The sequence below is a fragment of the Streptomyces sp. NPDC060184 genome (assembly GCF_042728795.1).
Classification (GTDB): domain Bacteria; phylum Actinomycetota; class Actinomycetes; order Streptomycetales; family Streptomycetaceae; genus Streptomyces.
Genome location: NZ_JBHWYX010000058.1, coordinates 22,839 through 45,411, shown reverse-complemented (window position 1 = coordinate 45,411; position 22,573 = coordinate 22,839). Strand labels below are relative to the sequence as shown.

Below are 22,573 nucleotides of genomic sequence, written 5' to 3'. Positions count from 1 at the left end.
GTGCATCGGAATGGTCCACTGGTGAGGATGGTGATCGGATGGCCGAGACAGAGGCAGCCCTACGCACGCTTGCGCACAACGTCAGGACGGCCCGCACCCGCGCGGGACTGTCCCTGGACGAGCTGGGCCGGCGCGCGAAGGTCAGCAAGGGGGCTCTGGTCGGCCTGGAGAAGGCTCAGGGAAATCCGAACTTCGCCACCCTGGTCCGGCTGGCCGACACCCTCGGCGTCTCGGTGTCCGCCCTCATGGAGGGACCGGCCGAAGTGCTGCCGGGCCGCCGCCGTCAGAGCTGCGCGGCGCCCCGGTCCGGAACGCAACGGCCGCCCTCGGTGCGGTACTTCCACTGCGCGCCCTCGCTCACCAGCTCGGTGACGGCGCGGACGAAGCGGTCCACGTGCTCGTCCGGCGTACCGGCGCCGAAGCTGACGCGGATGGCGTTCAGGGAGCGCTCGCCCGGCTCGGCCTCCGGCGCCCCGCACTCGCCCGGGTCCTGCGGGTCGCTGCCGAGCAGGGTGCGGACCAGCGGGTGGGCGCAGAACAGGCCGTCACGGACGCCGATGCCGTACTCGGCGGAGAGCGCGGCGGCGAAGTGGGAGCTGTTCCAGCCCTCCACCACGAAGGAGATGACGCCGACGCGCGGGGCGTCGTCGCCGAAGAGCGAGAGCACCTTGACCTGCGGCACCTCGGCGAGGCCGGCGCGGACCCGGGCGACCAGCCGCTGCTCGCGGGCGACCAGGTTGTCGAAGCCGGCCTCGGTGAGGGCCTTGCAGGCGGAGGCGATGGAGTAGACGCCGATGACGTTGGGCGAACCGGCCTCGTGGCGGGCGGCGGTGGTGTGCCACTCCACGTCCACGCCGCCGTCGGTGCGCCGGGCGACCTTCTTCGAGGCGCCGCCGCCGGCCAGGTAGGGCTCGGAGTCCTGGAGCCAGTCGGCGCGGCCGGCGAGGACGCCCGAGCCGAAGGGGGCGTACAGCTTGTGGCCGGAGAAGGCGACCCAGTCGACGTCGAGTCCGGCGATGTCCACCGGGTGGTGCGGGGCTAGCTGGGCGGCGTCCAGCACGATGCGGGCGCCGTGCGCGTGGGCGGCGGCGGCCAGTTCCTTGACCGGCCACAGCTCGCCGGTGACGTTGGAGGCGCCGGTGACGCAGACGAGGGCCGGGCCGTAGGGGTCGCGGTCGGCGAGCGCACGCTCCAGGGTCTCGACGGCCTGCTGCGGGGTGCGCGGGGCGTTGAGGTAGGTGACCTTGGCGTCGCGCCAGGGCAGCAGCGAGGCGTGGTGCTCGGTCTCGTACACGAACACCTCGCAGTCGGCCGGGATCACGGCTGCGAGCAGGTTGAGGGAGTCGGTGGTCGAGCGGGTGAAGATCACCTGGTCGCCGGGGCGGCAGCCGAGGAACTCGGCGACGGTGGCCCGGCTGTTCTCGAAGAGGTCGGTGGAGAGCTGCGAGAGGTAGCCGGCGCCGCGGTGCACGCTGCCGTAGTACGGCGCGTAGGCGGCGACGTCGTCCCAGACCCGCTGGAGCGCCGGGGCGCTGGCCGCGTAGTCGAGGGCCGCGTAGGTGACTTCGCCCCCGGTGACGAGGGGGACGGTGACGTCCTTGCCGAGGACCGGCAGCGGGGCACAGTCCGCGTCGGCGGAGGCGGCGGGCGCGGAGGCGTTGAGGGCAGCAGAGGACACGGACATGGCGAACTCCCGTAATACGCAGGCGAATTCACCGCGCCGGCGGGTACGCGGCAGCGCGGTGCAAAAGGTGAAAGGGGTGCGGAGAAGGGCGTTGCGCCCTATCGCATTCGCGTGCTCACAGAAGGCTCCCTAGGGACCAGGACCCCGGGGGCTGGCATTCGAGATGCCGAGGGGCCCGCGCTTGCCGCAGACCTCGCTGCCTACGGCCTGGTCTTCACCCGGGGCACCCCGCCACGGACGGAGGGTTGCCGGACAGCGGGCCGGGGCCGTAGTCGCTGTCACTCATGACCTGCCAGCATCTTGCCACACGTGTCCACGAACGCAAGGGCGCAGTCCGCGATACGGACTGCGCCCCTTCGTGCACGTACGGACGGAAAACGCCGGGCGGCACGGAACCGCTCGGGCGTCGCCGGAGTTTTCAGGCGTTGCTGGCCGCCACCCAGCGCTCCAGCGCGCGGTGCGCGGCCCCGGAGTCGATGGACTCGGCGGCAGCGGCGATCTTGGCCCCGATCCGCTCGGTGAGCGTGCCCTCGCCCGGGTCCAGCGCCACCAGCGCCGCCGCCGAGTTCAGCAGCACCGCCTCGCGCACGGCACCCTTCTCACCGTCCAGCACCCGGCGGGCGACGTCCGCGTTGTACGAGGGGTCCGCGCCGCGCAGCGCCTCGACCGGCACCAGCTCCAGCCCCACGTGGCGCGGGTCGAAGGCCTCCTCGCGCACCTCGCCGTCCCGGACCACCCAGACCCGGGAGGTCGCGGTGGTGGTCAGCTCGTCCAGTCCGTCGTCGCCGCGGAAGACGAGCGCGGAGTTGCCGCGCTCGGCGAGGACGCCGGCCACGATGGGCGCCATCCGCAGATCGGCGACCCCGACGGCCTGGGCGCGGACGTGGGCCGGGTTGGTGAGCGGGCCGAGGATGTTGAAGGTGGTCTGGGTGCCCAGCTCCTTGCGGGCCTTGGCCGCGTACCGCAGGGCCGGGTGGAACTTCACCGCGAAGCAGAAGGTGATGCCCGCCTCGGCCGCCACCTCGGCGACCCGCTGCGGGGTCAGCTCCAGGTTGACGCCGAGCTTCTCCAGGACGTCGGAGGCACCGCTGGCCGAGGAGGCGGACCGGTTGCCGTGCTTGACGACCTTGGCTCCCGTTCCGGCGATCACGATCGCGGACATCGTGGAGATGTTGACCGTCTTCGCGAGGTCGCCGCCGGTGCCGACGATGTCGACCGAGGGTCCGGGCACCTCGATGGTGCGGGCGTGCGCGTACATCGCGCGGACCAGACCGCTCACCTCGGCGACCGTCTCGCCCTTGGCCCGCAGCGCGATGGCGAAGCCCGCGATCTGCGCGTCGGTGGCGTCCCCGCTCATGATCCGGTCCATGGCCCAGGCGGTGTCGTCCGCGTCGAGGTCCTGGCCGCGCAGCAGGGGCGTCAGTACGCCGGACCAGGAACGGTCCGCCGCGCTGTCGCCGCCGTTCGGGGTCACAACGTTCATGGTCCGCTCCAAGAATCCACAGCCGGAAAGGGGGGTGTCCGTCCACCCTATCGGGGCCCGGGAACGACGAAGAGCCCCGTCCGGCGAATGGACGGGGCTCTTCGCTGTGGCGATCAGTTCAGGCGATCAGTGGTGACCGTGGCCGCTGGTGATCTCCTTGTACTCCTCGGCAGTGGGCTTGGCGATCTGGTTGTGCTCGCCGTAGTAGCCCTTGCTGAGCTTGGCGCGCAGCTTCGTGAGGGCCGAGACCTTGCGCTCGACACCGTTCTCGTCGACCGTGGGGCCGATTTCGAGCGGGGTGTACTGCTCGTGCGCGGTGAGGGTGTGCAGCTGACCCGGGCTGAGCGGCTCGTGGACCTCCACGAACTCACCGTGCGGCAGGCGCTTGATGAGCCCGGACTCGCGTCCGTGCAGCACCTTCTCCTTGTCACGGCGCTGGAGGCCGAGGCAGATCCGCTTGGTCGCGATGAACACGAGCACCGGGACCACGAAGAACCCGACCCGCACGAACCAGGTGATGGCGTTGATCGACAGGTGGAAGTGCGTGGCCCACAGGTCGTTGCCGCCGCCGACGAGCAGGACGAAGTACCAGCTGATCCAGGCGACACCGAACGCGGTGCGCGTCGGCGCGTTGCGCGGCCGGTCCAGGATGTGGTGCTCGCGCTTGTCGCCGGTGACCCAGGACTCGATGAACGGGTACACCGCGATCGCGGCCAGCACCAGCGGGAAGATGACCAGCGGGATGAAGACGCCCAGGACGAGCGTGTGACCCCAGAGGTTGATCTCCCAGCCCGGCATGACACGGATCAGGCCTTCGGAGAAGCCCATGTACCAGTCGGGCTGCGCACCGGTGGACACCTGGTCCGGCCGGTACGGGCCGATGGCCCAGATCGGGTTGATCGAGGCGATGGCGGCGACGACCGAGATGACACCGAAGACCAGGAAGAAGAACCCTCCGGCCTTGGCCATGTAGACCGGCAGCAGCGGCATGCCCACGACGTTCTTGTTCGTACGGCCGGGGCCCGCGAACTGCGTGTGCTTGTGGTAGAAGACCAGGATCAGGTGGCCGACCAGCAGGCCCATCATGATGCCCGGGAGCAGCAGGATGTGGATCGAGTAGAACCGGGCCACGAAGTCGCCGCCGGGGAAGTTCCCGCCGAACAGGAAGTACGCGAGGTACGTGCCGACGATCGGCACGGACAGGATCGCGCCCTGCATGAAGCGGACACCCGTACCGGAGAGCAGGTCGTCCGGGAGCGAGTAACCGGTGAAGCCGGTGAACATGCCCAGCACGAACAGCAGGAACCCGAAGAGCCAGTTGATCTCACGCGGCTTGCGGAACGCGCCCGTGAAGAACACGCGCATCATGTGCACGAACATGCCGGCCAGGAAGATCAGCGCGGCCCAGTGGTGGATCTGCCGCACGAGCAGACCACCGCGGACGTCGAAGCTGATGTTCAGCGTCGACGAGTAGGCCTCGGACATCCGGATGCCCTGCATGGGCTCGTACGGGCCGTTGTAGACGACCTCGTTCATGCTCGGGTGGAAGAACAGCGTCAGGTACACACCCGTGAGGATGATGATGATGAAGCTGTAGAGGCAGACCTCGCCCAGCATGAAGGACCAGTGGTCCGGGAAGATCTTGCGCATGTTGGCCTTGGCCAGGCCGTAGATGCCCAGTCGGCCGTCCGCCCAGTCGGCGACCCGCTCACCCGCGGGGGCCTTGCGCGTGGTTTCCGTCGTAGTACTCATCCGCGCTCCCAGAAGGCAGGACCGACGGGCTCTTCGAAGTCACCGAGAGCTTCGAGGTCGCCCTCGCTGCTCACGCCGATCCGCAGCTGCGGAAGCGCGTGCCCGGCCGGACCGAAGATGACGCGGGCGCCGTCGGAGAGGTCGAAGGTGGACTGGTGGCACGGGCAGAGCACGTGGTGCGTCTGCTGCTCGTACAGGCTGATCGGGCAGCCGACGTGGGTGCAGATCTTGGAGAAGGCGACGATGCCCTCGTGCGCCCACTCGCGCTCGCGCTTGTCCTTGATGTCGTCCGGCTGAATGCGGACGATCATCAGGGCGGCCTTGGCGATCTGCGACTGGAAGTCCTCCGCGTCCTCCTCCAGGCCCTCGGGCATGGCGAAGGTCAGCGAACCGACCACGACGTCCTCGGGACGCAGCGGCTCCATCGTGTTCATGTTGATGAGCTTCTTGCCGTTCGCCCACAGGGTCGAACGGAGCTTCTTCTCCGGCAGCGGACCCAGGTCGCGCAGCAGCATGACGCCGGAGAGCGGCACCAGGGCCAGCGCGCCGAACATCGTGGTGCGGATCAGCTTGCGCCGACCGATCACCGACTCCTCGGCACCGGCCTTGAAGTCCGCGAGGACCTGCGCCTTGACCTCGGGCGTCGCCTCGATCGGGTGACGGTCCGCGGGGGTCTCGACGTCGGACATCAGGGTGCGCGCCCAGTGGACGGCGCCCGCACCGATGGCGAAGAGCGCCACGCCCAGGGTGAGACCCAGGGAGAAGTTCAGCGCGCTCACATGGCCGAACGGCCAGATGTAGACGATCTTGTCGACCGGGAAGATGACGTAGGAGGCGATGAACGCCACCGTCGCCAGCATGGACAGGATGAACAGGTACGCGACGACTCGCTCGGAGCGGTTCGCGGCACGTTCGTCGATGTCCTGGATGCGCGGCTTGTGGGCCGGCAGCCCCGGGTCGGCGAACGGATCGCCCGTACCCACGACCGCGCCGTGCGCGGCGTCCTGCTCGGTGAGCAGGCTCTTCTCTGGATTCTCTTCTTGGCTACTCATGACTTCTTGGCCTTAGCGGTGTGGGCCGCGACCCAGACGGCGACGGCGATCAGGAGGCCCAGACCGAAGATCCATGCGAACAGGCCTTCGCTGACCGGACCGAGGCCACCGAGCGACAGACCGCCCGGGCTCTCGCTGTTGTCACCGTTCACGGTCTTGATGTACGCGATGATGTCCTGCTTCTGCTGCTCGGGCATCGTCGTGTCGGGGAAGGAGGGCATGTTCTGCGGGCCGGTCTGCATGGCCTCGTAGATGTGCTTGGGGCTCGTGCCTTCCAGGCTCGGGGCGTACTTGCCGTCCGTCAGCGCGCCGCCCTCACCCGTGAAGTTGTGACACTGGGCGCAGTTGGTGCGGAACAGGTCACCGCCCTTGGCGATGTCCGCACCTTCGGGGCTGACCTGCTTCTCGGTCGGCGTGATCGGACCGGCGCCGAGCGACGCGACGTACGCCGCGAGCTGGTCGATCTCGTCCTGCGAGTAGATGACCTTCTTCGCAGGGATCTGGGCACCCGGCTGCTGCGCGGGCATCCGGCCGGTGCCGACCTGGAAGTCGACCGCGGCGGAGCCGACGCCGACCAGCGAGGGCCCGTCGGTGGTGCCCTGACCACTGGTTCCGTGGCAGCTGGCGCAGCCGACGGTGTAGAGCTTCTTGCCCTCCTCGATGGGGAGGGACTGGACGGATTCGTCTGCCTGCGCCTTGCCCGCAGGCGCAAACGCGGCGTACAGCCCCCCGGTAGCCGCCAGCGCGAGGAGTAGTACGACGACGGCCGCCAGTGGATGGCGTCGTCGTGCGGAGAGCTTTTTCACGGATTACCCCGGTGTCAGGATCTTCTGCGTCGATGATGGGTGGGTGCGAGCGCCCGGTTACTTGATCATGTAGATCGTCGCGAAGAGGCCGATCCACACGACATCGACGAAGTGCCAGTAGTAGGACACGACGATGGCTGCGGTCGCCTGTTCGTGGGTGAACCTCTTGGCCGCGTACGTTCTGCCGAGAACCAGCAGGAAGGCGATGAGACCGCCTGTCACGTGCATGCCGTGGAAGCCGGTGGTCAGGTAGAACACCGAGCCGTACGGGTCCGAGGACAGGGAGAGCCCGTCCGTCTTGACCAGCTCGGTGTACTCCACGACCTGGCCGCCGATGAAGATCGCACCCATGACGAACGTGATGATGAACCACGTCCGGAGCTTCTTCACGTCGCCCCGCTCCGCGGCGAAGACGCCGAGCTGGCAGGTGAGAGAGGAAAGCACCAGGATCGTGGTGTTCGTCGCGGAGAACGGGAAGTTCAGATGGTCGGCCATCTCCTTCCAGTGATCCGGTCCCATCACCGATCGCAGGGTGAAGTACATCGCGAAGAGGGCCGCGAAGAACATCAGCTCGGAACTCAGCCAGATGATGGTTCCGACGCTGGTGAGGTTCGGCCGATTGACCGACGGGTGCGCGTGCCCGGTTTCTACTGTCGTTGCTGTCGCCACGACCGACATTATGTCGGTCGCTTATCCCGCCCTCACTCCCGGGGGTGCCGTTCGGTGTGTCAGAGGGGTGTGTCCTCCCCGAACGGCCCAGCGAATCGACGTCATTAGCGGTGCTGACGGGCTGTCGGCGGGAGTACGATCCGCGCATCGGTTCATGCCCCGAGAGCCCCGACGACACAGCTGTCACGGAGGAACAATGCAGGCGACCGCCACGGTCCTGGTCTACAGCGACGACGCCAACGTCCGCGAGCAGGTGAAGCTCGCCACCGGGCGACGGCCCGCGGCCGACGTCCCCGAGGTGCGGTTCCTGGAGTGCGCGACGCTGCCCGCCGTGCTCTCCGCGCTGGACGCGGGCGGCGTCGACGTCTGCGTGCTGGACGGCGAGACGGCGCCCGTGGGCGGCATGGGCGTGTGCCGGCAGATCAAGGACGAGGTCTTCCACTGCCCGCCGGTGCTGCTGCTGATCGGGCGCCCGCAGGACGCCTGGCTGGCCACCTGGAGCCGCGCGGACGCCGCGGTGACCCTCCCGGTGGACCCGGTCGAGTTCGCCGACGCCCTGGCGGCCCTGGTGCGCGGGCGGCTCCAGCCGGCGGCCAAGGCCTCCTGAGGCCGTCCGCACACCGGGGCCGCACGGTCGTCCCGGGAGGCGGCGCACCCCCCGGCGTCAGACCTGGGGGCGCAGCCGCGCCGCCAGAGCCGATGTCTGGGGGTGTGCTCCGGCTCCGAGCGTGGCGTTCCGCAGGGCGCTGCCCTTCTGCCAGGCCTCCCAGGAGACGTTCCAGTCCCCGAACCCGTTGTCGAAGGGGGTCATGGTCTCCCCCTCGCTGCCGACGACCTTGACCACGTCGCCCTCGCGCACGGTGTCGAAGAACCATTCGGCGTTCTCCGTGCTCATACCGGTGCAGCCGTGGCTGACGTTGGCGCTGCCCTGGGAGCCGACGGACCACGGCGCGGCGTGCACGTACTCGCCGCTCCACGTCACCCGGGTGGCCCAGTAGACGGGCAGGTCGTACGACTCCGCGGAGCCCTCCGCGATGCCGACGGTCTCCCCGCGCATCCGGACGAACGCCTCCTTGCCGAGCACGACCTTGACGCCGTTGCGGGTGGAGAAGCCGGGCTTCCCGGTGGTGACCGGAATGGTGTTGATCACTTCTCCGTTGCGGAGCACGGTCATCTCGTGCTCGGAGGCGTCGGTGATGGCCTCGATGCGGTCGCCGATGCTGAGGTGCAGCGGCTTGACCTCGGCGCCGTAGAGGGCGTTGGTCACCTTGATGCCCTTGAAGTTGCTGGACACCTCGACCGCCGCACCGGCGGGCCAGTAGTCCTGGGGCCGGTAGTGCAGGATCTTGTCGTCCACCCAGTACCAGGAGCCGGTGACGGCGGGCGTGGAGCGGACCTTGAGGGCGCGTTCGACGGCGGCCCTGGCGGCCTTGTCGGTGACCGGAGCGCTGAGTTCCGCCGTGATGGGCTGTCCGACCCCGTACGTGCCCGCCTGCGGGCCGAAGGAGACGTGCAGGAGCTTCTTCGGGGAGGTGGTCTCGAAGGTGAGGGTACGGCGGCCGGGGGCGCCGTCCTCGTCCTCGGTGGTGACCTTCACCTCGTACCGCGCGCCGGCGGCGAGCGGGGCGGTGGAGTGCCAGCGTTTCCCGTCGGCGGCGAGTTCACCGGCCAGACGGCGGCCGGTGCTGTCCGCGGCCGTCACATCGGTGATGCGTCCCTCGTCACCCTTGACGGTGACTTCCAGGGGCTTGTCGGGGTCGGCCTTCCCGTTCGGGGCATGGCCGTTGAAGGAGACCTGGTCGGCCGCGTCGAACGGCTTGGCCGAGAGCGGGTGACCATCGGGCTCTCCACAGGCGGTCGCACCGGCGACCAGGGTCACGACCAGCAGGGAGCAACTCACTACGGAGCGGGTGCGCGGCGTGTCGTTCATGAACCCACGCTAAGAAGATTCATCCGATCCAGCGCGTTCTGTGACTGCAAACGAGGGGCCCGGACCGCTCGTGCGGAGCGGTCCGGGCCCCTCGGGGGGTCCTGCTGGTAATGCGGTGTCACCCGGCGGGTGTCACGGAGCGGGTGTCACTGGGTGCGGTTCTCACCGCGGTAGTACTCGAACACCCAGCCGAAGAGACCGATGGCGAGCATCGGGGCCGAGAAGTACGCCAGCCACCAGCCGAAGGCGATGCTCATGAAGAGCAGCGCGCCGCCGATCGCCAGGGAGAGCGGCTGCCAGCTGTGCGGGGAGAAGAACCCCACGTCGCCGGCCTCGTCGGCCACGTCGGCTTCCTTGTTGTCCTGGGCCATCTGGTCGACCCTGTTGGCCGTGAAGGCCAGGTAGAAGCCGATCATGATGGACAGCCCGAAGGCCAGGACGAGGGCGGTGGTGCCGACCGGCTCCTTCGACCACACGCCGTACGTGATGGCCATGATCAGGATGAAGACGCTCAGCCAGATGAACAGCTTGCCCTGGATCTTCACTTGCCTGCCTCCTTACCACCGGCGAGAACCTTGTCCTCGGAGTGGTGGCCGAGCTGCTCCAGCGCGGCGATCTCCGGGTGGTGCAGGTCGAACGCCGGGGATTCGGAACGGATCCGCGGCAGGGTGATGAAGTTGTGGCGCGGGGGCGGGCACGAGGTGGCCCACTCCAGCGAACGGCCGTAGCCCCACGGGTCGTCGACCTCGACCTTCTTGCCGTACTTGGCGGTCTTCCACACGTTGTAGAAGAACGGCAGGATCGACAGGCCGAGCAGGAACGAGGAGATCGTCGAGATCGTGTTCAGCGCGGTGAAGCCGTCGGCGGCGAGGTAGTCCGCGTAGCGACGCGGCATGCCCTCGGCACCGAGCCAGTGCTGCACCAGGAACGTGCCGTGGAAGCCCACGAACAGCGTCCAGAACGTGATCTTGCCGAGCCGCTCGTCCAGCATCTTGCCGGTGAACTTCGGCCACCAGAAGTGGAATCCGGCGAACATCGCGAACACCACGGTGCCGAAGACGACGTAGTGGAAGTGCGCGACGACGAAGTACGAGTCCGAGACGTGGAAGTCCAGCGGCGGCGAGGCCAGCAGGACACCGGTCAGACCACCGAAGAGGAAGGTGATCAGGAAGCCGACCGACCAGAGCATCGGCGTCTCGAAGGACAACGAGCCCTTCCACATCGTGCCGATCCAGTTGAAGAACTTCACACCGGTCGGTACCGCGATGAGGAACGTCATGAAGGAGAAGAACGGCAGGAGCACGCCGCCCGTCACGTACATGTGGTGCGCCCACACCGTCACGGAGAGACCCGCGATGGCGATGGTGGCCGCGATCAGGCCGATGTAGCCGAAGAGCGGCTTGCGGCTGAAGACCGGGATCACTTCGGAAATGATTCCGAAGAATGGCAGAGCGATGATGTACACCTCTGGGTGTCCGAAGAACCAGAAGAGGTGTTGCCAGAGCAATGCGCCGCCATTGGCCGCGTCGAATACGTGGGCCCCGAATTTTCTGTCCGCTTCCAACGCGAAGAGCGCGGCGGCGAGGACCGGGAAGGCCAGCAGGACCAGGACGGCCGTCAGCAGGACGTTCCACACGAAGATCGGCATCCGGAACATCGTCATGCCGGGAGCGCGCATGCAGATGATCGTGGTGATGAAGTTGACCGCACCGAGGATCGTGCCGAATCCGGAGAAGGCCAGACCCATGATCCACATGTCGGCGCCGACACCCGGCGAGCGGACGGCGTCCGACAGCGGGGAGTAGGCGAACCAGCCGAAGTCCGCGGCGCCCTGCGGGGTGAGGAAGCCACCCACCGCGATGAGCGAACCGAAGAGGTACAGCCAGTACGCGAACATGTTCAGCCGCGGGAACGCCACGTCGGGCGCGCCGATCTGCAGCGGCATGATCCAGTTGGTGAAACCGGCGAACAGCGGCGTCGCGAACATCAGCAGCATGATCGTGCCGTGCATCGTGAACGCCTGGTTGAACTGCTCGTTCGACATGATCTGCGTACCCGGACGGGCCAGCTCGGCGCGCATGAAGAGCGCCATCAGGCCACCGATGCAGAAGAACGCGAACGAAGTGACCAGGTACATCGTGCCGATCGTCTTGTGGTCAGTGGTGGTCAGCCACTTGACGACGACGTTTCCCGGCTGCTTGCGCCGTACCGGCAGTTCGTCCTCGTACGAGTCGTCTGCTGCCGCGGCACCCTGGGGTTCGTTGAGGATGCTCACAGTTTGTTGGTCTCCGCATTCCTGGCGGGGTCAGTCTGCTCGATGCCTGACGGCACGTAGCCCGTCTGCCCCTTCTCCGCCAGCTCCTTGAGGTGCTGCTGGTAACGCTCGGGAGAGACAACCTTGACGTTGAAGAGCATCCGGGAGTGGTCGACGCCGCAGAGTTCGGCGCACTTGCCCACGAAGGTGCCCTCCTTGTTCGGAGTGACCTCGAACGCGTTGGTGTGGCCCGGGATGACGTCCTGCTTCATGAGGAACGGCACCACCCAGAAGGAGTGGATGACGTCACGTGAAGTGAGGATGAAGCGGACCTTCTCCCCCTTCGGCAGCCACAGGGTCGGACCCGGGTTGCCGGTCTGGGGGTTGCGCGTGCCCGGGATTCCCGCGTCGTAGACGCCGCCGGCGCCCTTCGGGAAGTCCGCGAGGTAGCGGTCGGGAATCGAGGAGAGCTCCTCGGGCGTCTTGGTGGTGGCCGGCGAGCCGTCCACGTCCTCGACGTAGTTGAACGCCCAGCTCCACTGGTAGCCGACCACGTTGATGTTGTGGACGGGCTTGGTGGAGAGGGTGAGGAGCTTCGATTCATCGCGCGCGGTGAAGTAGAAGAGCACCGAGACGATGATCAGGGGGACCACTGTGTACAGCGCCTCGATGGGCATGTTGTACCTGGTCTGCGGAGGAACCTCTACCTTGGTCCGGCTACGCCGGTGGAAGAAGGCACTCCAGAGGATCAGCCCCCAGACGAGGACACCCGTGGCGAGCGCTGCCGCCCACGAGCCCTGCCAGAGGGAGAGGATCCGAGGGGCCTCTTCCGTTACCGGGGTAGGCATACCAAGGCGAGGGAAATCCTGCCAGTTGTACGAACAACCGGAGGCCGTCGCCAGGACCAGGCCCGCAGTCAGCACCTGCGGCAGCTTCCGCCGCATCGGGCGCCGCGACGAGCGGTCGGAGCCGTTGGGACTCACGTAGCGCCTTCCCGAGAGTCTCGCCCGCTACGGTCGGCGCGCCCGTATGTCTCTGGTCGGTCGCCGCCCTGTCGCGGGCAGGGGTTTGGATGTTTATGCGGACCAAACCCTACTGGACGCTATTTGGGGTCGCGCGGGGAGGGTGCCCAACGCGCCGTCCGACACCCCGAAGGGGTGGAATCCCGGCTTCCGGGCGCCATCTGACGTTCCTTCTCCTGCGTTCGCGGACGGCCGCGAGCGGCGGTGGCCGGCCCGCGGGCTAGCGTGACCGGGTGCCCTACTTCGACGCCGCCTCCTCCGCGCCCCTGCATCCCGTGGCCCGTCAGGCCCTGATGGCCTCCCTGGACGAGGGCTGGGCCGATCCCGCCCGGCTCTACCGGGAGGGACGGCGGGCCCGGATGCTGCTGGACGCCGCCCGCGAGGCGGCGGCGGAGGCGGTCGGCTGCCGCCCGGACGAGCTCGTTTTCACCCCTTCGGGGACGGCCGCGGTGCACGCGGGAATTGCCGGGGCTCTTTCGGGCCGTCGGCGTGTCGGCCGGCATCTGGTCGCGTCGGCGGTCGAACACTCGTCGGTTTTCCATGCCGCGGCCACGCACGAGGCCGCCGGGGGGTCCTTCACCGAGGTGCCGGTGGAACGGACCGGAGCGGTGGATTCCGCGGTGTTCGGCGCCTCCCTGCGCGCGGACACCGCGCTCGCCTGCCTCCAGTCCGCCAACCACGAGGTGGGGACCGAGCAGCCGGTGGCGGCCGTCGCCGCGCACTGCCGGGAGGCGGGGGTCCCCCTGCTCGTGGACGCGGCGCAGTCGCTGGGATGGGGGCCGGTCGCGGAGGGCTGGTCGCTGCTGACGGCGAGCGCCCACAAGTGGGGCGGCCCGGCGGGCGTCGGCCTGCTGGCGGTGCGCAAGGGGGTCAGGTTCGCGCCCCGGGGTCCGGCCGACGAGCGGGAGTCGGGGCGGTCGGCCGGCTTCGAGAACCTGCCGGCGATCGTGGCCGCCGCCGCCTCGCTGCGCGCGGTGCGCGCCGAGGCCGACGCGGAGGCGGCGCGGCTGCGGGCCCTGGTCGGCCTGGTCCGGGCACGGGTGGCGGCCGGGGTGCCGGACGTCGAGGTGGTGGGCGACCCGGAGCGGCGCCTGCCGCACGTCGTCACCTTCTCCTGCCTCTACGTCGACGGGGAGACCCTGCTGCACGAGCTGGACCGGGCCGGTTTCTCCGTATCGTCCGGTTCGTCCTGCACCAGCAGCACACTGACACCCAGCCATGTACTGAAGGCGATGGGGGTGCTCTCGGAAGGGAACGTCCGGGTGTCGCTGCCGTCGGGCACCGCCGCCCCGGACGTGGAGCGGTTCCTCGACGTGCTGCCCGGAGTGGTCGCCGGGGTACGGGAGCGGCTCGGGGTTCCGGCGTCCGCCGGGGCCGTCGGGGGTGCCACCGCGTCGGCCGCGTCGCTGGTGGTGGACGCGCTGGGCCGGCGCTGCCCGATCCCGGTGATCGAGCTCGCCAAGGTGATCGGTGACGTCCCGGTGGGCGGCACGGTGACCGTGCTCGCCGACGACGAGGCGGCCCGGCTGGACATCCCGGCCTGGTGCGAGATGCGGGAGCAGGAGTACGTGGGCGAGCGGCCCGCGGAGCGCGGGGCGGCGTACGTGGTCCGCCGGCTGAGCTGAGGCTTCTCCGTACGGTCCGGGCCGGGCCGGGCCGGGCCGTACGGAGAAGCCCGCGGCGGATCAGGCGAGGTGCGCGCGGACCTCGTCGGCGGCCTCGTGCCCGTACGCCTTGGCGAAACGGTCCATGAAGCGGGAGCGGCGCAGGGTGTACTCCTGGGTGCCGACCGTCTCGATGACCAGGGTGGCGAGCATGCAGCCGACCTGGGCGGCGCGCTCCAGGCCGACGCCCCAGGCGAGGCCGGAGAGGAAGCCCGCGCGGAAGGCGTCGCCGACGCCGGTCGGGTCGGCCTTCGTCTCCTCGTCGGGGCAGCCGACCTCGATGACCGGCTCGCCCGCGCGCTCGATGCGCACCCCGCGGGCGCCGAGGGTGGTGACCCGGTGGCCGACCTTGGCCAGGATCTCCTCGTCGGTCCAGCCGGTCTTGGACTCGATGAGCCCCTTCTCGTACTCGTTGGAGAAGAGGTAGGTGGCGCCCACCAGCAGTATCCGGATCTCTTCGCCGTTCATCCGGGCGATCTGCTGGGAGAAGTCCGCGGCGAAGGGGATGCCCCGGCTGCGGCACTCCTCGGTGTGGCGGAGCATCGCCTCCGGGTCGTCGGCGCCGATGGAGACGAGGTCGAGGCCGCCGAGGCGCTCGGCGACGCTCTGCAGCTCGATCAGCCGGGCCTCGCTCATGGCGCCCGTGTAGAAGGAGCCGATCTGGTTGTGGTCGGCGTCCGTGGTGCAGACGAAGCGCGCGGTGTGCAGCACCTCGGAGATGCGGACCGATCCGGTGTCCACGCCGTGCCGGTCGAGCCAGGCGCGGTATTCGTCGAAGTCGGATCCGGCGGCGCCCACCAGCACCGGGGAGGTGCCGAGCTGCCCCATGCCGAAGCAGATGTTGGCGGCGACCCCGCCCCGGCGCACGTCCAGGGCGTCGACCAGGAAGGAGAGCGAGACCGTGTGCAGCTGGTCCGCGACGAGCTGGTCGGCGAACCGGCCGGGGAAGGTCATCAGATGGTCGGTGGCGATGGAGCCGGTGACTGCGATACGCACGGGAGGCTGCTCCTGCGGGGGGGGCGGGGGGACGCGTGGGCGTTCCGGGACGGCGTGACATCTCACGCTACCCGTTTCCGCACCAAGCACCGATGGGTTGAAACTACCCGATAGTAGGTCTTTCTACCCAGGGGGATCGGTGCGTACGGTGCGGATATGCCCACACACAGCGTTGTGTCCGAGACCGAGACGAGCCTGGCCGATCTGAGGGGTGACTGCGTGCGGATGGCTCCGCACTGGGTCGTTCCGCCGAAGACTGCCACGCCGCCCGTCGCGCCGTCCCTGATTCACGGAGTCACGGTGCCGCCCGCGTCCGCCCGGCTGATCGAGGCGACGGAGGAGTACGGGGGCTGACGGCCCCGCCCCGGGACCTCGCGGAGCCCGGCCCTCCCGAGCCCGCCCCGGCCCTGGGGCCCCGCGAGCCCGACCCCGGCCCCCGCGCCCGCCCCGGTCCGGTCCGGTCCGGGCGGGAGGCTTCGCCGGTCCCGGGGCCGAACTCCCGTTCCTGGGGGAGAGATTGACCCCCGGGAAGGAACCGATCGCCGCTCCGCTCCGTCACATCCCCGTCCCCCACCCGGGGACGGGGCGGGAGCGTCCGCCCCCGGAAGCGACGGCGAAGGAGCTCTCCGGTGAGCATCGAGCGATCCGACGAGGAAGCGCCCGCCCCCCGACGGCCCACGGCCCTGATCGGCGCGGTGGTGGCCGCGGTGGTGCTGGCCGGGGGCGGCGGAGCCTGGTGGGCGGCCACGGCGGACGACGGCGGGCACGGGACGGAGAAGACGGCCGCCTCGGCACCCGCGTCCGCGTCCCCGGACCCCCTGAACATCTCCCCACCGGACGATCCGCCGGTACCGGGCTTCGCGCCCGGCGAACCCGCCCCCACGGGCGTGGTCTACCGCGCCACCGGCGACCTGCCGCGGGGCCCGGCAACGGCTCCGGTGAGCCGGACGGCCGCCACCGTGCCCCTCGCCGAGGCGGCCCGGCTCGCCCGGGCCTTCGGCATGGCGGGCACCCCGACGGCGCAGGACGGCTACTGGCGCCTGGGGGCGGGCGGCTCGAAGCCCTATCTGGAGGTCTCCCAGGAGGCACCGGGGACCTGGAAGTACCTGAGCGGCACCGGCGGCCTCTCCCCCTGCCCGTCGGACGCGGTGTGCGCCGACGGCGCCCCGGACCGCGCCCCGGTGAGCCCGCAGGCGGCGAGGGAGGCGGCCCGTCCGGCGCTCGACGCCCTGGGCCTGGGCGACGCCGCGCTCGGTGACGGCGGACTGCTGGGCGGGCAGCGGGTGGTCCGCGCCGATCCGGTGGTGGACGGGCTGCCCACTCTCGGCTGGTCCACCGACGTCCAGGTGGGGCCGGACTCCGCGGTGACCGGCGCTTCGGGCCGGCTGCTGCTGCCGACGGCCCGGGACGGCGATGCCGCCTACCCGGTGGTGGACGCGGCTGCGGCCCTGGCCTCGCTGAACGCCGCGCAGGGGTCCACGGCCGCCCCGGCCTGCGCGACGGCCGAACCCCTGGAGCGCGCGGAAGGCGGCCCGAAGACGGCCGGACCGGAGTGCGTACCGTCCTCCGGGCGCACCGCGCCTCCGACGGCGATGACGGTCCAGCGGGCGGTGTTCGGGCTCTCGGCGCAGCTCGTGGACGAGCGGCCGGCCCTCGTGCCGTCCTGGCTCTTCACCGTGCGGCCGGAGGCGGGCGGCCCGGTCTCCGCGGTCGCCCAGGTCGCCGTCGCCCCCGCCTCCCTGGAGGCGCCGTCGGCTTCGCGGCCGGCCCGCGGCGTGACGCCGGTCTCGTACACCGAGCACGGGCGGACGCTGGAGGTGACGTTCTGGGGCGGCGTGTGCGGCAGCTACACGGCGAGCGCCGAGGAGGACCGTACGGAGGTCAGGGTCACGATCACCGAGCCGCGGCCGGAGCCGGGGACGGCGTGCGTGGCGGTCGCCGAGCGGGTGACCGTGGCGGTGGTCCTGGACGCTCCGCTCGGCGGGCGGTCCGTCCTGGAGACGGCGTCGGGCGAGCCGGTCCCCCGCGCGTGAGAGCGGCGCGCACGCACGACGAAGGCGGCCCCGGAACTTCTTCCGGGGCCGCCTTCGTACGTTCTCGATCCGCGGCCGGTCCGTGGACCGGGCGCCTTCAGAGCACCGGTGAGGGTTTAGCTGAAGGAGTCGCCGCAGGCGCAGGAGCCGGTGGCGTTGGGGTTGTCGATCGTGAAGCCCTGCTTCTCGATGGTGTCGACGAAGTCGATCGAGGCACCGCCGAGGTACGGGGCGCTCATGCGGTCGGTGACGACCTTGACTCCGTCGAAGTCCTTCACGACGTCGCCGTCGAGCGAGCGCTCGTCGAAGAAGAGCTGGTAGCGCAGGCCGGAGCAGCCGCCGGGCTGTACGGCGACGCGCAGGGCGAGGTCGTCGCGGCCCTCCTGGTCCAGCAGGCCCTTGACCTTGGCTGCGGCGGCGTCGGACAGGAGGATGCCGTCGCTCACGGTGGTGGTCTCGTCCGATACGGACATCTGCTTCTCTCCCGGGTTGTACGGACTGCTTGCCGACGGTGCAACCGTCGCGCGCGCGGATTCATTCCGCGCCCGCGTCCGTCTGTTCTTTTTTCATGCTCGCACACGGCGCGCGCGAGGGTATGCGTCACATCGACGGTAACGACGTCGTCAAACTGACGCGATCCGGCTATCATAGATAACGTCAAATAGACGAAAAGACTCCCGGCGCCGACCCTCGGCCTCACCGAACGCCTCCGCCGCGCTCATCAATGACAAGAAAGGGTGCGTGACGTGACCACGGCCCACCCCCCTGTGGAACTCGATGTTCAGCCGTCGCCCCTGGCCCTGCTCCTGCTCGGCCGTGAGGCCGACCCGAGGAGCGAGCGCGGTGTGGAGTGCCCCGGCGACCTGCCCTCCCCCTCCGACCCGGACCTGGTGGAGCGCGCCCGCGCCGCCAAGGAGAAGCTCGGGGACAAGGTGTTCGTCCTCGGCCACCACTACCAGCGCGACGAGGTCATCCAGTTCGCGGACGTCACCGGCGACTCCTTCAAGCTGGCCCGTGACGCCGCCGCCCGCCCGGAGGCCGAGTACATCGTCTTCTGCGGTGTGCACTTCATGGCCGAGTCCGCGGACATCCTGACCGGTGACGACCAGAAGGTCGTGCTGCCCGACCTGGCGGCGGGCTGCTCGATGGCCGACATGGCCACCGCCGAGCAGGTCGCCGAGTGCTGGGACGTGCTGACCGAGGCGGGCGTGGCCGACCGGGTCGTCCCCGTCTCGTACATGAACTCCTCCGCCGACATCAAGGCGTTCACCGGCCGCCACGGCGGCACCATCTGCACCTCCTCCAACGCCGAACGGGCGCTGGAGTGGGCTTTCGAGCAGGGCGACAAGGTCCTCTTCCTCCCCGACCAGCACCTGGGCCGCAACACCGCCGTCCGGGACATGGGGATGTCGCTGGAGGACTGCGTCCTCTACAACCCGCACAAGCCGAACGGCGGCCTGACGGCGCAGCAGCTGCGCGACGCGAAGATGATCCTGTGGCGCGGGCACTGCTCGGTGCACGGGCGCTTCTCGGTGGAGTCCGTGGAGGACGTCCGCGCGCGCATCCCCGGCGTCAACGTCCTGGTGCACCCGGAGTGCAAGCACGAGGTCGTCGCGGCGGCCGACCAGGTCGGCTCGACGGAGTACATCATCAAGGCGCTGGAGGCGGCCCCGGCCGGCTCCAAGTGGGCCATCGGTACGGAACTGAACCTGGTGCGCCGCCTGGCGAACCGTTTCGCCGCCGAGGACAAGGAGATCGTCTTCCTCGACAAGACCGTCTGCTTCTGCTCCACGATGAACCGCATCGACCTGCCCCACCTGGTCTGGACGCTGGAGTCGCTGGCCGAGGGCAAGCTGGTCAACCGGATCGAGGTCGACCCGGAGACCGAGAAGTACGCCAAGCTGGCGCTGGAGCGGATGCTCGCGCTGCCGTAGGGCGCCCGGCACGGCCAAGAAGGGCCCGGCTTCCGCACTCCCGTGAGGAGAGTGCGGAAGCCGGGCCCTTCCGGTTGCCGCAGCGGGGTCAGACCCCGGAGTGGGCCGCCTCGCGGGAGCCGTCCGTGCCCGTGCCGGAGCCGGAGTCGCCCTGCGCGGGGACCTCGCCCTTCGCCGCGCGCTTGGCCGCCTTCCTCTTGGCCCGGCGCTCCTTGCGCAGCTCCACCATGGCGTACAGCGTCGGCACCAGCAGGAGCGTCAGCAGGGTGGAGGTGATGAGACCGCCGATCACGACGACGGCGAGCGGCTGGGAGATGAACCCGCCCTCACCGGTGACGCCGAGCGCCATCGGCAGCAGCGCGAAGATCGTCGCCAGCGCGGTCATCAGGATCGGGCGGAGCCGGTGACGGCCGCCCTCGACGACCGCCTCGACGACGCCCATGCCCTGGGACCGGTACTGGTTGATCAGGTCGATCAGCACGATCGCGTTGGTGACCACGATGCCGATGAGCATCAGCATGCCGATCATCGCCGGGACGCCCATCGGGGTGCCGGTGATGATCAGGAGGCCGAGCGCGCCGGTCGCCGCGAACGGGATGGAGACCAGCAGGATCAGCGGCTGGATCAGCGAACGGAACGTCGCGACCAGCAGCATGAACACGATCGCGATGGCCGCCAGCATGGCCAGCGCGAGGTTCTTGAACGCGTCGTCCTGGTCCGAGGTGACGCCGCCGATGGTGGCGGTCGCGCCCTCCGGGAGGTCCAGCGCCTTGAGCTTCGAGGACAGCTCGGTGCTGACCGCGCCGGTGTTCTCCTCGGTGGGCCGGGCGGTGATGGTGGCGGCGCGCTGTCCGTCGATCCGGGTCATGGAGACCGGGCCGGGGACCAGCGCGACGTCGGCGATCTGGCCGAGCTTCACCTGGCCGGCCGGGATCTCCTTGAGCTGGGCCAGAGTGGTGGCGGGCGTCGCGGACCGCACGACGATGTTCCGCTCGGTGTCGTCGAGCATGGCCTTGCCGGAGTTCGTACCGCCGACCGCGCCGGTGACGAGCGCACCGATCTTGGTCTGGTCGTAACCAGCGGCTGCGGCCTTGTCGTTGGCCCGGACCGAGATGCGCGGCACGCTCTGCGACAGGTCGCTCTGGACGTCGGTGACACCGTCGATCTTCGCGACCTCGGCGCGCACCGCCTCGGACGCCTTCTTGAGCACGTCGGCGTCGGCGGCCTTGACCACGACGCTCAGGTCCTGGCTGCCGAAGCCGCCGCCCGCCGCGATGCTGGTCTGGCCGATGCCGTCCAGCTTCGCGAGAGCGTCCTCGATCCGCTTCTGGGTGGCCTCGTACTCGCCGGAGTCCTTGAGAGTGATCTGGTACGAGGCCTGGTTGGCGCCCGTGCCACCGCCGAAGGCGGCCATGAAGCCGGAGGAGCCGACGGTGACCTGGTAGTCCTTCACGCCCTTGTCGGCGGCGATGACCTTCTCGACCTTGCGGGCCGCCTCGTCGGCCGCGGCGAGGCTCGTCCCCGGGGTCAGCTTCTGGGTGACGGAGAGGACGTCCTGCTCGCCCTGGTCGAAGAAGTTCGTCTTGAGCAGGGGTGCCATGCCGAAGGTGCCGAGCAGGACCACCAGCGCGATCACCACGCTGGTGACGCGGCGGCGGGTCGCGAAGCCCAGGACGGGGACGTAGAACCGCTGGAGCCGGCTCGTCGCCTCCTTCTCCTCGGCCTTGCGGCGGGCCTCGTCCGGGTCCTCGGCGGTGCCCTTGGGGGCACGCAGGAACCAGAAGGACAGGACGGGGACCACGGTCAGCGAGACCAGCAGGGAGGCCAGCAGCGCCGCGGTGACGGTGATCGAGAACGAGCCGAAGAGCTGGCCGACCATGCCGCCGACGAGGCCGATCGGCAGGAAGACGGCGACGGTGGTGAGCGTGGAGGCGGTGACCGCTCCGGCCACCTCCTTCACCGCGGCGACGATCGCCGCGTGGCGCTCCTCGCCGTAGCCGAGGTGCCGCTTGATGTTCTCCAGGACGACGATCGAGTCGTCGACGACGCGGCCGATCGCGATCGTGAGCGCCCCGAGGGTCAGCATGTTGAGCGACAGGTCGCGGGTCCACAGCACGATCAGCGCGAGGACCACGGAGAGCGGGATGGAGACCGCGGTGACGAGCGTGGAGCGGATCGACGCCAGGAAGATCAGGATCACCACGACGGCGAAGACCAGGCCGAGTGCCCCCTCGGTGGTCAGGCCGGAGATCGCCTTGGAGACGGCCGGACCCTGGTCGGTGACGACCGTCAGCTCGGCGCCGGAACCCAGGTCCTTGCGCAGGTCGGGGAGGATCTTCTCGACCGCGTCGGAGATCGCCACGGCGCTGCCGTCCTGGTCCATCGTCGCCATCACGGCGAGGCTGGGCTTGCCGTTGGTGCGGGTGATGGAGACCGGGGCGGCCTCCTCCTGCTTCACGGTGGCGATGTCACCGAGGCGGACCGGCTTGCCGGGCTTGCCGACCTCGGCACCGGGGACGATCCGGACGTCCTCGATCTGCTGGAGCGAGGTGAACCCGCCGCCGACCTGGATGGTGCGGCTCTTGCCGGACTCGGCGAAGGAGCCGGCAGCGGTGGTGGCACCCGCCGCCTGGAGCGCCGGGGTGAGGGACGACTGGGTGAGCCCGGCCGCCGCGAGCTTCTTGACGTCGGGGACGACGGTGACCTGCACGTCCTGGACGCCGTTGACGGCGACCTGGCCGACGCCGTCGATGTCCTCCAGCGCGGGCACCACGGTGTGGTCCAGCTGGTCGGCGAGCGCCTGCTGGTCCTTGTCCGAGGTGACGGCGAGGACCACGGTCGGGATGTCGTCGGTGGAACCGGCGATGACCTGCGGGTCGACGCCCTCGGGGAGCTGGTTGCGCGCCCGGTTCACGGCCTGCTGGATGTCGGCGACGAGCTGCTTGGTGCCCTCGTCCCCGAAGTCGAAGCTGGCCATGACGACGGCGTTGCCCTCGCTGGCGGTCGAGGTGACGCCCTCGATGCCGTCGACGGCCTTGATGGCGTTCTCGAGCGGTTCGACGACCTGCTTCTCGACCACATCGGGGGACGCCCCCTGATAGGGCGCCAGGACCGACACCATCGGCAGCTCGATGGTCGGCAGCAGCTGCTGCTTGAGCTGGGGGATCGCTATCGCCCCGAAGACGAGCGCGACGACGGAGATCAGCCCGATCAGGGCCCGTTGCGCGAGGCTGAACCTTGACAGCCAGGACATGGGTTACGTCTCTCTTCTGTGGCGTACGCGGTGACGGGCGG

Annotated in this window: 18 protein-coding genes, 1 pseudogene and 1 riboswitch; of the genes and pseudogenes, 6 read left to right on the top strand and 13 right to left on the bottom strand. The window is 69.7% G+C overall.

Going from position 1 to position 22,573, the window contains the following annotated elements; translation table 11 throughout:
- Positions 1–38: 38 nt before the first annotated feature.
- A pseudogene (locus tag ACFWEE_RS29115) lies at positions 39–263 on the top strand (helix-turn-helix domain-containing protein); the annotation flags it as partial.
- A gap of 20 nt (positions 264–283) precedes the next feature.
- Here the strand turns inward: ACFWEE_RS29115 and ACFWEE_RS29110 are convergent.
- From ACFWEE_RS29110 to ACFWEE_RS29085, 6 genes are all read right to left on the bottom strand, one after another.
- Positions 284–1,684, bottom strand: a complete 1,401-nt coding sequence (locus tag ACFWEE_RS29110; protein WP_386893560.1) for an aminotransferase class V-fold PLP-dependent enzyme — start codon at positions 1,682–1,684, stop codon at positions 284–286.
- 172 nt (positions 1,685–1,856) lie between these two features.
- Positions 1,857–1,974, bottom strand: a riboswitch (SAM riboswitch).
- 128 nt (positions 1,975–2,102) lie between these two features.
- Positions 2,103–3,167 carry an anthranilate phosphoribosyltransferase gene (gene trpD, locus ACFWEE_RS29105; protein ID WP_386893558.1) on the bottom strand — a complete coding sequence of 355 codons (1,065 nt, stop codon included), beginning with the start codon at positions 3,165–3,167 and terminating at the stop codon, positions 2,103–2,105.
- A 126-nt stretch (positions 3,168–3,293) separates the two neighbouring features.
- On the bottom strand, positions 3,294–4,919 hold the full coding sequence (locus ACFWEE_RS29100; RefSeq protein ID WP_386893556.1) for a cytochrome bc complex cytochrome b subunit: 1,626 nt from the start codon (positions 4,917–4,919) through the stop codon (positions 3,294–3,296).
- A complete protein-coding gene (locus ACFWEE_RS29095; RefSeq protein ID WP_386893554.1) occupies positions 4,916–5,971 on the bottom strand; it encodes a Rieske 2Fe-2S domain-containing protein in 1,056 nt (351 codons plus the stop codon). The genes ACFWEE_RS29100 and ACFWEE_RS29095 overlap by 4 nt, the downstream gene beginning before the upstream one ends.
- Complete coding sequence (locus ACFWEE_RS29090; protein WP_386893552.1) at positions 5,968–6,777, bottom strand: c-type cytochrome; 810 nt, start codon at positions 6,775–6,777, stop codon at positions 5,968–5,970. Before ACFWEE_RS29090 ends, ACFWEE_RS29095 begins: the two co-directional genes overlap by 4 nt.
- Before the next feature lie 57 nt (positions 6,778–6,834).
- Entirely contained in the window at positions 6,835–7,455 is a 621-nt protein-coding gene (locus ACFWEE_RS29085) for a heme-copper oxidase subunit III (RefSeq protein ID WP_266703481.1), read from the bottom strand.
- A gap of 187 nt (positions 7,456–7,642) precedes the next feature.
- On the opposite strand from ACFWEE_RS29085, the gene ACFWEE_RS29080 reads away from it, so the two are divergent.
- Positions 7,643–8,053, top strand: a complete 411-nt coding sequence (locus ACFWEE_RS29080; protein ID WP_386893549.1) for a hypothetical protein — start codon at positions 7,643–7,645, stop codon at positions 8,051–8,053.
- A gap of 57 nt (positions 8,054–8,110) precedes the next feature.
- Here ACFWEE_RS29080 and ACFWEE_RS29075 read toward each other — a convergent pair whose 3' ends face one another.
- The 4 genes from ACFWEE_RS29075 to coxB form a co-directional block, all read right to left on the bottom strand.
- Positions 8,111–9,376, bottom strand: a complete 1,266-nt coding sequence (locus ACFWEE_RS29075) for an Ig-like domain-containing protein (protein ID WP_386893547.1) — start codon at positions 9,374–9,376, stop codon at positions 8,111–8,113.
- Positions 9,377–9,522: 146 nt separating this feature from the next.
- Positions 9,523–9,921, bottom strand: a complete 399-nt coding sequence (locus ACFWEE_RS29070; protein WP_327175310.1) for a cytochrome c oxidase subunit 4 — start codon at positions 9,919–9,921, stop codon at positions 9,523–9,525.
- Complete coding sequence (ctaD, locus tag ACFWEE_RS29065) at positions 9,918–11,651, bottom strand: cytochrome c oxidase subunit I (protein WP_386893545.1); 1,734 nt, start codon at positions 11,649–11,651, stop codon at positions 9,918–9,920. The genes ACFWEE_RS29070 and ctaD overlap by 4 nt, the downstream gene beginning before the upstream one ends.
- Entirely contained in the window at positions 11,648–12,613 is a 966-nt protein-coding gene (coxB, locus tag ACFWEE_RS29060; RefSeq protein WP_386893543.1) for a cytochrome c oxidase subunit II, read from the bottom strand. The genes ctaD and coxB overlap by 4 nt, the downstream gene beginning before the upstream one ends.
- Positions 12,614–12,885: 272 nt before the next feature.
- On the opposite strand from coxB, the gene ACFWEE_RS29055 reads away from it, so the two are divergent.
- A complete protein-coding gene (locus ACFWEE_RS29055) occupies positions 12,886–14,277 on the top strand; it encodes a cysteine desulfurase/sulfurtransferase TusA family protein (protein WP_386893541.1) in 1,392 nt (463 codons plus the stop codon).
- A 60-nt stretch (positions 14,278–14,337) separates the two neighbouring features.
- Here ACFWEE_RS29055 and ACFWEE_RS29050 read toward each other — a convergent pair whose 3' ends face one another.
- The gene (locus tag ACFWEE_RS29050) at positions 14,338–15,312 is read right to left on the bottom strand and encodes a carbohydrate kinase family protein (protein WP_386893539.1); all 975 of its coding nucleotides are present in this window, start codon (positions 15,310–15,312) and stop codon (positions 14,338–14,340) included.
- Between the two features lie 156 nt (positions 15,313–15,468).
- Between ACFWEE_RS29050 and ACFWEE_RS29045 the strand changes: the two genes are divergently transcribed.
- Together ACFWEE_RS29045 and ACFWEE_RS29040 are read left to right on the top strand one after the other, a co-directional pair.
- Positions 15,469–15,666 carry a hypothetical protein gene (locus ACFWEE_RS29045; protein WP_327175315.1) on the top strand — a complete coding sequence of 66 codons (198 nt, stop codon included), beginning with the start codon at positions 15,469–15,471 and terminating at the stop codon, positions 15,664–15,666.
- Positions 15,667–15,941: 275 nt separating this feature from the next.
- Positions 15,942–17,345, top strand: coding sequence for a hypothetical protein (locus ACFWEE_RS29040; RefSeq protein ID WP_386893537.1), 1,404 nt, complete (start codon positions 15,942–15,944; stop codon positions 17,343–17,345).
- A 116-nt stretch (positions 17,346–17,461) separates the two neighbouring features.
- On the opposite strand, the gene ACFWEE_RS29035 is transcribed toward ACFWEE_RS29040, so the two are convergent.
- The gene (locus ACFWEE_RS29035; protein WP_266703501.1) at positions 17,462–17,818 is read right to left on the bottom strand and encodes an iron-sulfur cluster assembly accessory protein; all 357 of its coding nucleotides are present in this window, start codon (positions 17,816–17,818) and stop codon (positions 17,462–17,464) included.
- Positions 17,819–18,082: 264 nt separating this feature from the next.
- Here ACFWEE_RS29035 and nadA point away from each other — a divergent pair, with 264 nt between their 5' ends.
- Positions 18,083–19,279, top strand: coding sequence for a quinolinate synthase NadA (gene nadA, locus ACFWEE_RS29030; protein ID WP_327175317.1), 1,197 nt, complete (start codon positions 18,083–18,085; stop codon positions 19,277–19,279).
- A gap of 88 nt (positions 19,280–19,367) precedes the next feature.
- On the opposite strand, the gene ACFWEE_RS29025 is transcribed toward nadA, so the two are convergent.
- Positions 19,368–22,532: an efflux RND transporter permease subunit gene (locus tag ACFWEE_RS29025; RefSeq protein WP_386893534.1), complete on the bottom strand. Its 3,165-nt coding sequence runs from the start codon at positions 22,530–22,532 to the stop codon at positions 19,368–19,370.
- Positions 22,533–22,573 lie beyond the last annotated feature (41 nt).

What these genes read in the sequence shown, in the direction of transcription:
- ACFWEE_RS29080 (WP_386893549.1), top strand. Translation starts at nt 7,643, where the DNA reads ATGCAGGCGACCGCCACGGTCCTGGTCTACAGCGACGACGCCAACGTC.
- ACFWEE_RS29025 (WP_386893534.1), bottom strand. Translation starts at nt 22,532, where the DNA reads ATGTCCTGGCTGTCAAGGTTCAGCCTCGCGCAACGGGCCCTGATCGGG.
- ACFWEE_RS29095 (WP_386893554.1), bottom strand. Translation starts at nt 5,971, where the DNA reads ATGAGTAGCCAAGAAGAGAATCCAGAGAAGAGCCTGCTCACCGAGCAG.
- ACFWEE_RS29100 (WP_386893556.1), bottom strand. Translation starts at nt 4,919, where the DNA reads ATGAGTACTACGACGGAAACCACGCGCAAGGCCCCCGCGGGTGAGCGG.
- ACFWEE_RS29075 (WP_386893547.1), bottom strand. Translation starts at nt 9,376, where the DNA reads ATGAACGACACGCCGCGCACCCGCTCCGTAGTGAGTTGCTCCCTGCTG.
- trpD (WP_386893558.1), bottom strand. Translation starts at nt 3,167, where the DNA reads ATGAACGTTGTGACCCCGAACGGCGGCGACAGCGCGGCGGACCGTTCC.
- ACFWEE_RS29045 (WP_327175315.1), top strand. Translation starts at nt 15,469, where the DNA reads ATGCCCACACACAGCGTTGTGTCCGAGACCGAGACGAGCCTGGCCGAT.
- ACFWEE_RS29035 (WP_266703501.1), bottom strand. Translation starts at nt 17,818, where the DNA reads ATGTCCGTATCGGACGAGACCACCACCGTGAGCGACGGCATCCTCCTG.
- ACFWEE_RS29110 (WP_386893560.1), bottom strand. Translation starts at nt 1,684, where the DNA reads ATGTCCGTGTCCTCTGCTGCCCTCAACGCCTCCGCGCCCGCCGCCTCC.
- ACFWEE_RS29085 (WP_266703481.1), bottom strand. Translation starts at nt 7,455, where the DNA reads ATGTCGGTCGTGGCGACAGCAACGACAGTAGAAACCGGGCACGCGCAC.